At 71.7% G+C, this 12556-nt stretch carries 8 protein-coding genes and 1 tRNA gene; 7 read left to right on the plus strand and 2 right to left on the minus strand.

Annotated features, from left to right (window positions below):
* The first annotated feature begins 108 nt into the window (after nucleotides 1-108).
* From tmk to F9278_RS27325, 4 genes are all read left to right on the plus strand, one after another.
* Nucleotides 109-3402 carry a dTMP kinase gene (gene tmk, locus F9278_RS27310; protein WP_152170666.1) on the plus strand — a complete coding sequence of 1098 codons (3294 nt, stop codon included), beginning with the start codon at nucleotides 109-111 and terminating at the stop codon, nucleotides 3400-3402.
* Nucleotides 3403-3805: 403 nt separating this feature from the next.
* Nucleotides 3806-5011, plus strand: coding sequence for a DNA polymerase III subunit delta' (locus F9278_RS27315; RefSeq protein WP_152170667.1), 1206 nt, complete (start codon nucleotides 3806-3808; stop codon nucleotides 5009-5011).
* A gap of 122 nt (nucleotides 5012-5133) precedes the next feature.
* A complete protein-coding gene (locus F9278_RS27320) occupies nucleotides 5134-6729 on the plus strand; it encodes an alpha/beta hydrolase (protein WP_193241658.1) in 1596 nt (531 codons plus the stop codon).
* A 123-nt stretch (nucleotides 6730-6852) separates the two neighbouring features.
* Nucleotides 6853-6926: transfer RNA gene (locus F9278_RS27325), tRNA-Thr, on the plus strand.
* Between the two features lie 128 nt (nucleotides 6927-7054).
* Here the strand turns inward: F9278_RS27325 and F9278_RS27330 are convergent.
* Entirely contained in the window at nucleotides 7055-8659 is a 1605-nt protein-coding gene (locus tag F9278_RS27330; RefSeq protein WP_152170668.1) for a tyrosine-type recombinase/integrase, read from the minus strand.
* Nucleotides 8656-9336: a helix-turn-helix domain-containing protein gene (locus F9278_RS27335; RefSeq protein ID WP_152170669.1), complete on the minus strand. Its 681-nt coding sequence runs from the start codon at nucleotides 9334-9336 to the stop codon at nucleotides 8656-8658. Before F9278_RS27335 ends, F9278_RS27330 begins: the two co-directional genes overlap by 4 nt.
* Before the next feature lie 94 nt (nucleotides 9337-9430).
* Between F9278_RS27335 and F9278_RS27340 the strand changes: the two genes are divergently transcribed.
* The 3 genes from F9278_RS27340 to F9278_RS27350 all read left to right on the plus strand — a co-directional run bounded on the left by F9278_RS27340 (nucleotide 9431) and on the right by F9278_RS27350 (nucleotide 12432).
* The gene (locus F9278_RS27340; RefSeq protein WP_152170670.1) at nucleotides 9431-9661 is read left to right on the plus strand and encodes a hypothetical protein; all 231 of its coding nucleotides are present in this window, start codon (nucleotides 9431-9433) and stop codon (nucleotides 9659-9661) included.
* 227 nt (nucleotides 9662-9888) lie between these two features.
* The gene (locus F9278_RS27345) at nucleotides 9889-11172 is read left to right on the plus strand and encodes a DUF3631 domain-containing protein (RefSeq protein ID WP_152170671.1); all 1284 of its coding nucleotides are present in this window, start codon (nucleotides 9889-9891) and stop codon (nucleotides 11170-11172) included.
* Nucleotides 11173-11622: 450 nt separating this feature from the next.
* The gene (locus tag F9278_RS27350) at nucleotides 11623-12432 is read left to right on the plus strand and encodes a DUF2637 domain-containing protein (RefSeq protein WP_226966972.1); all 810 of its coding nucleotides are present in this window, start codon (nucleotides 11623-11625) and stop codon (nucleotides 12430-12432) included.
* Nucleotides 12433-12556 lie beyond the last annotated feature (124 nt).

A 12556-nucleotide genomic window follows, 5' to 3' on the forward strand; every position in this document is an offset into this window, starting at 1 on the left:
TCCGTCTGCGTTTTGTCGAATGTGTGCGTTTCGTGCGGCTTGGTGATGCGGCGTGTGTGCGTTCGGGCGCTGCTTCTGGGTGTCGGTGGGTGCCGATAGGCTGAAAGCATGATGCGAGCCGAGCAGCCGACGGCCCACGAACCGGCCTCCGACGACGCCCTGGCGGCCGACTCCAGGGAGCGCGCCGTACGGGCGCTGCTGCGTCGGCCCCAGCTGAAACGGTTGTGGGGGGCCCAACTCGTGGGCGGTGTGGGCGATCTGCTCGCACTGTTCGTCCTGGTGCTCCTCGCCTTCCAGACGGCGATCGCCGAGGGCTCCTTCGGGGGCGGGTACCGGGGCGTCGCGCTCACCGTGGCGGCCGTGTTCGGTACGCGCGTGCTCGCGACGCTGCTCTTCGGGGCCGTACTCCTCGGACCGCTCACCTCGCTGACCGCGCAGGAGGGGCCGCTCGACCGCCGCTGGACCATGGTCGGCGCCGACGGCGTACGGGTCCTGCTGCTGATCGTCGCGCCCCTGTGGATCGACTGGACGCCGGACAACGCGCTCGCGGTGCTGCTGGTCACCGTGTTCGTGGTCGGTGTCGCCGAGCGGTTCTGGACGGTCTGCCGGGAGAGCGCGGCCCCCGCGCTGCTGCCCGCGCCGCCGCCGGAGGGCGCGACCGTACGGCCGCTGCCGGACCACATGGACGCGCTGCGGCGCCTGGCCCTGCGTACGGGATTCGTCGCCGTGCCCCTCGCCGCCGCCGTCCTCGTCGTCGCCTCGCTGCTCAACAATCTGCTGGGCGCGGGCATCGACTGGTTCGGACAGCACCAGGCCGCGCTCGCCTCGTACGTCGCCGCCGGGCTGTTCGCCGCCTCGCTGTCGCTGGTGACCTTCCTCGAACTGCCCAAGACCCGCACTCCGCGCGCGCGGTCGCCGCTGGAGGGGCTGCGTCGGCCCAGGACCGGCACCGGGGTCGACAAGGGGCGCACGGGCGCGATCCCGCTGCTGGTGCCCGCCTGCGGCGCGGTGGCCGGTGCGATCGCCGCCGTGGTCGCCGTCGCCGTGCTGCACGCCAAGGACCTGGGTGGCGGGCCGGTGATGTACGGGCTGTTCGTCGGCGCGCTGACCGGTGGTGTGGTCATCGGGATCCGTCGCGCGTCCGCCGTGCTGCCCTCGCTCTCCCGGCGTCGGCTGCTGGCCCTCGCGGTCGCCTTCACCGGTGTCGCGCTGCTCGCCGCCGGGCTGACCCCGGACGTCACGAGTGTGGTGCTGATCCTGGGACTGGCCGGTGTCGGCGCGGGCATCGCCGCGAACACCGGGCACACCCTGCTCGACCAGGAGGCCGAGGACTTCCGGCGGCCACGGACCACCGAGCATCTGCACGCCGTCGTACGGGTGTTCGTGGCGTTGGCGGCGCTCGTCGCACCGCTGGTCGCCGCCGTCATCGGGCCGCACCGGCTGGAGAGCGGCAAGTTCGTGTTCGCGCACGGCGGTGCGGCGTTCACGCTGATGCTGGTGGGGGCGTTGCTGCTGCCGGTGGCCGCGCTGGTGCTGGCCAAGGTCGACGACCGGTCCGGAGTGCCGCTCCGGCAGGACCTGCGGGACGCGCTGCTGAAGGGCGACGATCCGGTTCAGGCGCCCGCCGCCTCAGGGTTCTTCATCGCCCTGGAGGGTGGGGACGGCGCCGGGAAGTCCACCCAGGTCGAGGCGCTCGCCGAGTGGATCCGGGCCAAGGGGCACGAGGTCGTGGTCACGCGCGAGCCGGGGGCGACTCCGGTGGGGAAGCGGCTGCGGTCGATCCTGCTGGACGTGTCGAGCGCCGGGCTGTCGCATCGGGCCGAGGCGCTGCTCTACGCGGCGGATCGTGCCGAGCATGTGGACACCGTGGTGCGGCCCGCGTTGGAGCGGGGGGCGATCGTTGTCTCGGACCGGTACATCGATTCGTCCGTGGCGTACCAGGGGGCCGGGAGGGATCTCTCGCCGACGGAGATCGCGCGGATCTCGCGGTGGGCGACCGATGGGCTCGTGCCGCATCTGACCGTGCTGCTGGATGTGTCGCCGGAGGCGGCGAGGGAGCGGTTCACCGAGGCGCCGGACCGGCTGGAGTCGGAGCCGGCCGAGTTCCACGAGCGGGTGCGGGCCGGGTTCCTGACGCTGGCCGCCGCGGACGCCGGGCGCTATCTCGTGGTCGACGCCGCGCAGGATCCCGAGGCCGTCACGACGGTCGTCCGGCATCGGCTCGATGTGATGCTGCCGCTCTCCGAGGCCGAGGTGAAGGCGCAGGAGGAGGCCCGCCGCAAGGCCGAGGAGGAGGCGCGGCGCAAGGCCGAGGAAGAGGCCGCGCGGAAGGCCGAGGAGGAGCGGCTGGAGCGGGAGCGCCAGGAGGAACTGGCGCGACTGCGGGCCGAGGAGGAGGAGCGCGAGCGGCGCGAGCTGGAGGAGGCTCAGCGGCGCGAGGCGGAACGGCAGGCGGAGGAGGCCCGGCAGCGGGCCGAGGAGGCGCGCCGCCGCGCCGAGGAGGAGCAGGCACGGCTCCTCGCGGAGGAGAAGGCCCGCGCCGAGGAGGAAGAGCGGCGGCGGGTCGAGGAGGAACGGCGGCGCAAGCAGGCCGCGGAGGAGCAGCGGCTGCGGGCCGAGGCGGAGGCGCTCCGCCTGGAGAAGCAGCGGAAGGCCGAGGAGGCGCTGCTGCGGGCCGAGGAGGCACGGAGGGTGGCCGCGGCGGCGGAGGCCGAGCGGGCGGCTCGGGTCGCGGCGGAGAGGGGCGCGGCGGAGCGGGCTGCGGCTGAGCGGGCCGAGGCGGAGAGGGCTGAGGCCGAGCGGGTGGCTGCTGAGCGGGCGGCTGCCGCGGATGTGGCTTCGGGGTCGGCCGCGGGGGCTGCTTCGGACGTGGGTGCGGGTGCGGGTGCCGCTTCGGGTTCGGATGCGGCTGAGCGGGGGGCTGCGGTTGGGCGTGGGGGTTCTGCTGGGGGTTCCGGGGGTGACGACGCGATCACCGTGCCTTCGCCGGTGGTGAAGCCGACGCGCTCGTCGGGTTCCGGTGGGGCGGATTCCGAGACGACGGCGAAGTTGCCGAAGCCGCCGGTGCCGTCCTCGGGGGCGGCGGAGGACGAGACCGCGGTGCTGCCGCAGGTGCCTTCGGGGGCGGCCGATGAGACGGCCGTGCTGCCGCCGGTGCGGGAGGACCGGGTGCCGCCGGGGTACTTCCGCGACGAGCGGCCCGCGCCCGATGGGGCGGAGGGGCGGACGCGGGAGCTTCCGCAGGTCGACGAGGAAGGGGTGCCTCGGCGGCGGCCTCGGTCGGACTGGGCCGAGGAGACGCCGTTGGACGATCTGCCTACGTTGGCGGACGAGTTGTTGGGGCTGCGGGATGGCGAGGACGACTCGGACGAGGGGCGGGGGCGTTGGGGGCGGCGTCGCTGAGTCAGTGGTGAGTGGTGAGTGGTGAGTGGTGAGTGGTGAGTGGTGAGTGGTGAGTGGTGAGTGGTGAGTGGTGCGCCTGTCTGCCGCCTGTCCGGTCGCCTTGGGCGCGGGCGGGCGGGCGAGCGGTGGGTGGGACGGGGCCGTGCCGGTGCGTAGAGCCCGTCGCGGGTTGCCCTACTGCTCGGGGTGAGTAGGGAGCCGTTCTCCGGGCCGCTGTGAGCGACGGGCTGCTACGCACCGGCACGGCCCCTCGCGTCACTTTGCGGCCCACCCGCCGTTCGGGGTGGCTGTCCGGGCGTCCTGCGGCTGTCCGTCGTTCGGGAGTTGTGTCGGCGGCGTTGTCAGTGGGGTCGCGCACAATGGGGCGCGGAGTGGGTTCGTGTGGGACGGAGGGCGGTGGCGCATGGCTGTGTGGGACGACCTGGTGGGGCAGGAGCGGTTGAGCGGGCAACTCGGCGCGGCTGCCCGGGACGCGGACGCGATCGTCACGGCGGCGGTGACGGGGACCGCGCCTCCGGAGGCGTCGAAGATGACGCACGCGTGGCTGTTCACGGGGCCGCCGGGGTCGGGGCGGGCGACGGCGGCGCGGGCGTTCGCGGCGGCGTTGCAGTGCGTGAGTCCGGACCGGGCGCTCGGCGGGAGCCCGGGATGCGGGTTCTGCGACGGATGCCATACGGCGCTGGTGGGGACGCACGCGGACGTCAGCACCGTGGCGGCGGTGGGCACGCAGATCCTCGCGGACGACATGCGGGACACGGTGCGGAAGTCGTTCACGTCGCCGGCCAACGGGCGATGGCAGGTGATCCTCGTCGAGGACGCGGAGCGGCTGAACGAGAAATCGGCGAACGCCGTGCTGAAGGCCGTGGAGGAGCCCGCCCCCCGGACGGTCTGGCTGCTGTGCGCGCCCTCGCTGGAGGACGTGCTGCCGACGATCCGGTCGCGGTGCCGGCACGTCGGGCTGCTCACGCCGTCGGTGGACGCGGTCGCGGACATGCTCGTACGGCGGGAGGGCATCGAGCCGGAGGCGGCGGCCGTGGCCGCGCGGGCGACCCAGGGGCACATCGAGCGGGCCCGGCGGCTGGCCACCGACCCGCGGGCCCGGGAGCGGCGGGCCGCCGTGCTGAAGCTGCCGCTGCGGGTGGAGGACATCGGGGGGTGTCTCAAGGCCGCGCAGGAGCTGGTGGACGCCGCTTCGGAGGAGTCGAAGCAACTGGCCGAAGAGGTCGACACCAAGGAGACCGAGGAGCTGAAGGCGGCGCTGGGCGCGGTGCAGGGCGGGCGGATGCCGCGCGGTACGGCCGGGGTGATGAAGGACCTGGAGGACAAGCAGAAGCGGCGGCGTACGCGGGCGCAGCGGGACAGCCTGGATCTCGCGCTGACCGAACTCACCGGGTTCTACCGGGATGTTCTGGCGCTGCAGCTGGGGTCGCGGGTCGCGCTCGCCAATGTCGAGGTGCGGGACAGCCTGGAGCGGATGGCCCGGGGCGGCACACCGGAGGCGACCCTGCGGCGGATCGACGCGATCGCGGCCTGCCGGGAGGCGTTGGAGAGAAATGTGGCGCCCCTGCTGGCCGTGGAGGCGATGACGATGGCCTTGCGTGCCGGGTGAGGGTGGGGTGAGGGTCGGGCGAGGTCGGGTGAGTGTGGCGCGTTTGATTGACCGTTTCACTCGTACGAGGAGCGTTCGTCGCTGTTCGTGATGAATTGAGTGGTTCTGGTTACGCTCGCGAGATGCACACCAGGCGTACTTCCCGGCCGCATCGGCCCCTGCGGGCCGGCGGCGCGTTGCTCGCTGCCGCCGCGCTGCTCGTCGCGGGCTGCTCCTCCGGCGGTTCCACCAGGGCGGCCACGGCGGCCACGGCGGTGGACGGAGGGCCCGCCCTCGGCGCGCTGCCCCGTGCGACCCCCTCGGTGCTGGCCCCGTACTACGGGCAGAAGCTGCGCTGGCGCGACTGCGAGATCCCCGGATTCCAGTGCGCCACGATGAAGGCGCCCCTCGACTACGCGAAGCCCGGCGAAGGGGACATCAGGCTGGCCGTCTCGCGGAGGAAGGCGACCGGGCCCGGCGAGCGGCTCGGCTCGCTGCTGGTCAATCCGGGTGGACCGGGCGGATCGGCGGTCGGATACGTGCAGGGGTACGCGGGCATCGGCTACCCGGCCGAGGTGCGGGCGCGGTACGACATGGTCGCCGTCGACCCGCGGGGCGTGGCCGGCAGCGAGCCGATCGAATGTCTCACCGGGCGCCAGATGGACACGTACACGCAGACCGACCTCACCCCGGACGACACGGAGGAGACCACCGGGCTGGTCGCCGCGTACAAGCGGTTCGCGGAAGGGTGTGGGGAGCGGGCGCCGAAGGTGCTGCGCCATGTCTCCACGGTTGAGGCGGCCCGGGACATGGACATCCTGCGGGCCGTGCTGGGCGACCGGAAGCTGACGTACGTCGGGGCCTCGTACGGCACGTTCCTCGGGGCGACGTACGCGGGGCTGTTCCCCGAGCGCGTCGGCCGGCTGGTGCTCGACGGCGCGATGGACCCGTCGCTGCCCGCCCACCGGCTGAACCAGGAGCAGACGGCGGGCTTCGAGACGGCCTTCCGGGCCTTCGCGAAGGACTGTGTGGGGCGGAAGGACTGTGCGCTGGGGCGTACGCCCGCGCAGGTCGCCGAGAACATGCGCGGGCTGTTCGAGCGGCTGGACGCGCGCTCGCTCCCGACCGGTGACGCCGACGGCCGGCGGCTGGGGGAGTCCCTGGCCACGACGGGGGTGATCGCGGCGATGTACGACGAGGGGGCCTGGCCGCGGCTGCGCCAGGCGCTCACCGAGGCGGTGGAGAAGGACGACGGCGCCGGGCTGCTCGCCCTCTCCGACAGCTACTTCGAACGCGCCCCCGACGGCACGTACTCCAACCTGATGTACGCCAACGCCGCCGTGAACTGCCTCGATCTCCCGGCCGCCTACGACACCCCCGAGGAGGTCGAACGGGCCCTCCCCGCGTTCGAGAAGGCGTCCCCGGTCTTCGGCCGGGCCCTCGCGTGGGCCTCGCTGAACTGCGCGTACTGGCCGGTGCGGCCGACGGGTGGGCCGCACCGGATCGAGGCGAAGGGCGCCGCCCCGATCGTCGTCGTCGGCACCACCCGCGATCCCGCCACCCCGTACCGCTGGGCCCAGGCCCTCGCCTCCCAGCTCTCCTCCGCCCGCCTCCTCACGTACGACGGCGACGGCCACACCGCGTACGGCCGCGGCAGCGCGTGCGTCGACTCCGCGATCAACGCCTACCTCCTGCGCGGCACACCCCCGACCGACGGAAAACGCTGCTCAGCGTCTTGATCGCCGGGTGCCGCCCGACCGGGTCCGGCCCGGCGCCGGGGTGCCCCGACCACTGGTTCGGAGCACCCCGGAAACTGTGTAGACTTACCGACGTTGCTGATCGCACCATAGTGCAGACAGCGCGCCGCCTTAGCTCAGATGGCCAGAGCAACGCACTCGTAATGCGTAGGTCTCGGGTTCGAATCCCGAAGGCGGCTCCGCAAAACCCCAGGACAGATAGTCGCTGACCTGGGGTTTTCTGCTGCTCGGGGCATGGCGCGTCAGGCGGTCGGGGTGCCGCGAGATGGCTTGCGTGAGCGATGCGTGAGCGGAGCGGTCCGATGCCCTACTTCTTGGGCTTCTTCCGCTTGCCCTTCCTCTTGGCCCTGGCCTCGGCTTTCGCCTTGGCCGCCGCCTTCTTGGCGGCCTTACGGGCGGCCTCCTCCGCCTCGGTCTTCCGCTGAAGCGGGACCAGCTTGGCGGTGGCCTCGGCCGCGTTCTTGCCGACCTGCGGCAGGACGCTCTGGTATATGTCCCGCGTAATGCGGGTGTCGCTGTGCCCGAGCGTGTCCGACACGATCTTCACGTCGATGCCGGCGGCGAGCATGAGCGTGGCCGCCCCGTGCCGGAGGTCGTGCAGCCGGATCGGCGGTAGCCCGGAGGCGGCGACGAGGCGCTCGAAGAGGTCGGTCACCTTCCCGGGGTGGAGCCAGGAGCCGTCTTCCTGGGTGAAGACCATGCCGGTCTCGACCCAGGCCGTTGCCCACTCCTCGCGGTCCGCGTCCTGCTGTTCGCGGTGCCGCTTCAGGACGTTGACGGTGTCGTCGTCGAGGGCGACCACGCGGAAGCCGCTGTCCGTCTTGGGCTCCGAGGTCTCGACCTCCCACCCGTCCTGGACGAGTTGGGCGGAGACGGTCAGGGAGTGGTCATCGAGGTTGGTCTCCGACCAGGGCTGCGCGCATGCCTCGCCCCGCCGCAGGCCGCGGAAGGCGATCAGGTGCCACATCGCGTACAGCCGGTCCTCCGCGAGGAAGTCGAGGAACGCGCCGGTCTGTTCGGGCGTCCAGACCATGACGGGGGAGGGCTTCTCGCCCGTCTGCTCCCACCTGGCGACCCGCGCGTCCGTCCACACCAGGGCCTTCGGCTTGCGTACGGGGTCGAGCTCGACGTGGGCCGCCGGGTTGAAGGTGAGGATCTGCTGGCCGATCGCGTCGTTCAACGCAGACCGCAGCGTGGCCTTGATACGCAGCCGGGTGGCCGGGCCGGTCACACGCCGGAACGGCGGCATGGCATCGATCGCCGTCTTCATCACCTTGCGGCGGGCGCGGTTGTCCAGGCCCTTCCACGGCACGGTGGCCAACTCCTCGACCGCGGCCCGGCGCTGGGCGTTCTGCTCCAGGATCTCGGCATTGCCGTCGGATATGGCCGTGAACATGTCGCTGAGATGGCTCACGCGCAGGCGGTCGAGGCGGTGGTGGCCGATCCGAGGCTTCAAGTGGAAGCGGATATCGGTCTCGTAGCGGCTGAGTCCCGACTTGCGGATGCGCTTGCCGTCGAGCCACCGATCGAGCCACTCGCCGACGGTCAGGCGACCGATCAGGTCCTGACCGGACTTCAGGCGCCGGCGGGTCTCCTCGACATCCGGCAGTGGCGACTTCTCGTCGCCGACCTCCTCCAGCATGGCGGCGATCAGCGCCATGCCCTCGGGGTCGTCGGTGTCGGCGAGGCCGAGCAGGGCGCGTATGTGGTCGAGGTCGGCCTGGGCGGCCTTGAGGGAGTCGTAGCCGGCGCGGCTGAAGGAGCGGCGGGTGCCGTCTTCGCGGGGCGGGAGTTCCTGGCGTATGGAGTACGAGCCGTGCTTGCGGCTGGAGAGCTTCGGGCACTGCTTGCCGAGCGGCTTCCCGGTTTGGGCGTCGCGGCAGTAGCAGCGGCGGTGGGTGGAACCCTTCAAAGATCATTCTCCTCATCGGTGTTGCCGACGGGTGGGTCGACGTCGGCGAGTTCTGGTGGCAGGTGCGGTGGTGTGCCGCCGTCTTCGCGGATGAAGGCGCGGGCGCTGCGGAGCCGGTACTTGGCTTCCAACACCCTTTCGGCGTAGTCGGCTTGGGCGAGTACCGCTTCCTCGCGTTCGGCCTGGTTGGGCGCTGTCTCGGCCTTCCAGCGCTCGTGCTTCTCGCCTTTCAGGGCGGCCAGGGCGGCGCGCTGGTGGCGGATGTGGGCGCGGAAGGAGCGGAGCATGTCGTCTTCCATGCCGAAGTCCTCGATGTCGCCGGTGAACCAGCGCATGGCGTCCCATGTCGGGTCGGAGTGCTGCAGGGGAAGGCGCTGGACTCGGTCGACGTAGCCGACGGGGTAGAGCAGGCAGATCGGGTAGGTCCGCAAGGCTTCGGCGAGGACGAGGACGTCGACCATGGGCAGGTTGGCGCGGCGGCCGGATTCCATGTTGGCGATCACGTTGCGCGGGATCGGATGGCCGATCTCCGCGCAGCGGTCGGCCAGGTCCTGGGCGCTCATGCGCAACTCCTTCCTTCGTCTGCGGACCTCGGCGGCCACCGTGGCCATCACCTGATCCACCCACTCGGGGACGTCGTCCTCGTCATCTCTAGGATCAAAACCGCGTTGTGTCATGGAGACACATTAGCTTCCCGATGATGGTTAGTGATCGCCTGGAGCCGGACGTGATGCCGCGTTCGCCGAGGGCTCACTCATGGACGGAGCATGTATGCGCGAAAACGAGATCGCGGAGCGGCCCAAGGGTATGACGCGGGCGGAGTTGTTGGCCCTGCCTGCCGCCGTTGACCTGGACACCGGTAACCGGGCGCTGGGTCTGGGGCGGAGCAAGGGCTACGAGTTGGCCAAGCGGGGTCAGTACCCCTGCAAGGTCCTGCGGCTGGGCAAGGCGTACCGCGTCGTGACAGCCGACCTGTTGAGCCTGCTCGGCCTGGCCGCATGACCGCCCGAGCCCATAGCAGACGCTTCTGCGCTGAGCTGACACAGAAACGCTGGACTGTGTCGGGGCGTGGACGTACTGTCCGTGTTCCCTCGCCCCGGTCAGGGAAGCGAGAAAGCCCCCGGCGCGCCAACGCCGGAGGCTCCGCACACTCCACTGCCCGCATACCAACGAACGACCTGCGTGAGTCGGGCCTGCATGCCCGACGTCACCGGAAAAGGAGCTGCCCTGTGCAACCTACGACACCCGAGCCCTATTCCGCACCCGGCAAAGCGGTATGGCCGACGGTCGCCGTGCCTGGCCGGCCCGGCCACGCGCCCGAAGCCGCCCCGGCGGCCGATGGCGGGGCACCGGATACGGTTCCGGTGGATCAGCCCGCCGAGGAGGCGGTGCCGGAGCCCGAGCCGACGTACGGCTCCGAGCTGCTGAGTGAACTGCGTTCCCAGATAGCCCAGTTCGTGATCCTGCCCTCCCAGCAGGCGCTACACGCCGTCACGCTGTGGGTGGCGGCGACGCACCTGCAGCCCGCGTGGCAGCACGCACCGCGCCTGGCGGTGGTCGGGCCGGCGAAGCGGTGCGGCAAGTCACGGCTCCTGGACGTGCTGACCGAGACGGTCCACGAGCCGATGCTCACCATCAACACCACGCCCGCGGCCATCTTCCGGTCCATCACCGACGAGCCGCCCACCCTGCTGGTGGACGAGGCGGACACAATCTTCGGCACGCCGAAGCAGGCGGAGAAGAATGAGGAGATGCGTGGTCTGCTCAACGCCGGCCACCAGCGCAACCGGTACGTCACCCGCGTCGTAGGCAACGACCACACCCCGCACCGGTTCGCCACCTTCGCCATGGCCGCGCTCGCGGGCATCGGCGACCTGCCCGACACGATCATGGACCGGTCGGTGGTGATTCGTATGCGCCGCCGGGCCGAGGGCGAGAGCGTCAAGCCCTTCCGCTCCCGCCGCGACACCCCGGCCCTGCACGACCTGCGCGACCGCCTCGCCGCCTGGGCCCGGCCGCTGCTGGACGAGGCCGCCGACATGGAACCGGTAATGCCGGTGGAGGACCGAGCCGCCGATACCTGGGAACCCCTGGTGATCGTCGCCGACCTGGCCGCCGGGCCCTGGCCACGCCTCGCCCGCGCGGCGTGCGCGCAGATGGTGACGGCCGAAGCGGAGGCCGAGGAGGACCACCCCAGCTCAGCGCGGATCCTGGCCGACATCCGCCGGGTCTTCGTAGCCCAGCGGGAGGTCGACAGCCTCTCCACGGACGAACTCCTGCACCACCTGCGCCAGGACCTGGAAGGCCCGTGGGCGGAGTGGGGTCGCAAGGGGCTGGACCCGCGTGAGCTCGGCTCGCTGCTGCGCGCCTTCGACATCAGGCCCGGCAACGTCCGCCTCGCCGACGGAACCCAGCGCAAGGGCTACACGCGCAACAAGTTCCTCGACGCATGGCGGCGCTACTGCCCGACCGTCCACCCGGTCGGCACAGGCCCCGCGCGCAGCGAGGGCTGAGACCCCCCGGTCCCCGGTTGCCGTCCTTGCCGTCCCTGCCGTAATCCCGCAGGTCAAACGGCATGCAGGCAAGACGGCAACCGGGGCCAGGACGGCAACACGATCATGACCGAGGTTGCTGCCCGCCGGGACGCCGCCCACATCCGTCTTGTGCCGTCCCGGACGTCCCCGCCGTATCACCGCAGGTCACAGCACATGCGGCCGGGACGGCAAGACGGATGCGATCCATCCACGGCCACCGAACCGCAGCACCCGCCGCCCGTGCGTGCCCACAGGACGCGCCAGCGCCGCCAAGACGGAACACCGGCCCCCCTGCCGTACCGGCCCTGACCTGCGCTTGCAACGGCCGGGACGGCAAAGACGGACCACGCCACCACCCCAGGAGAACCCCGCTTGACCACCCTCTCCACACCCACCCACCGGGACCATCGCCCCGGCGTAGGACGGCCGATGACGAGCAAGCAGGCTGCTGAGCGGTACGCGCTCGTCGCGGCGGGCGTTGTCATCGTGGCGCTCACCGCCGGCGGATTCTGGCTGTCGTACGCGCACCTCGCAGAGGTCGCCGGACAGCACGGCCTCAAGAACTCCCCAGTCCGCCAGTGGGCCTGGCCCGCGACCCTGGACGCCTTCATCGTCGCGGGTGAACTCCTCATGCTCCGCGCGGGTCTGCGCCGCGTCGCCGACGGCTGGGCCATCGTCCTCACCGCCACCGGATCGATCGGTTCCATCGCCCTCAACGTGGCCGGGGTCAACGGCACGGGCAACACCAGCGCCGTGCCGCTCCTCGACTACGTGGTCGCCGCGGTTCCCCCGACAGCCGCGCTGCTGGCCTTCGGCGTCCTGATGCGGCAGATCCACCAGCTCGTCGCCGACCCACCCGACGCCACCGAACGCCACAACGGTCTCCCGCAGCCAGCCGGTCTCGACGTGGCGGACGGTCAGGCCGACGTGGCTCGGGGTGCTGCCGAGGTGGCGCAGGGCGCCGCCACTATGACGGAAACCCCGCAGTCTTCCGCCGAACCGGAAGACCAGAAGCCCAGCGCTGTGTCCGACGACTACCTTGCGATCGCCCGTACCGCGCCACTGGGACGCGGAGACCGTGCCTCGCGCCGCCACATCGAAGCGACGATCCGCGGCAAGGGCCTCCCGATCGGCAGGGCCGACGCGGAAAAGCTCAAGGACGTCCTGCAAGCCGAACTCGATGAGGCCACCTCTCAGCGGCGGGACGACCTCGGCATGACCCCCGCTGGCGCTCCCTGAGCCCCGCGCTCCCATCGCTCCGGCGCAACTCGCATCGCTCGTCCCCGCGCAGGTCCGCGGGGACGAGCGACCGCAGCAACGAGTCAACCCGACACCGCCGCTCCATCCGTCCTTGCCCTGACAG

Source organism: Streptomyces phaeolivaceus, from assembly GCF_009184865.1.
Lineage (GTDB): Bacteria > Actinomycetota > Actinomycetes > Streptomycetales > Streptomycetaceae > Streptomyces > Streptomyces phaeolivaceus.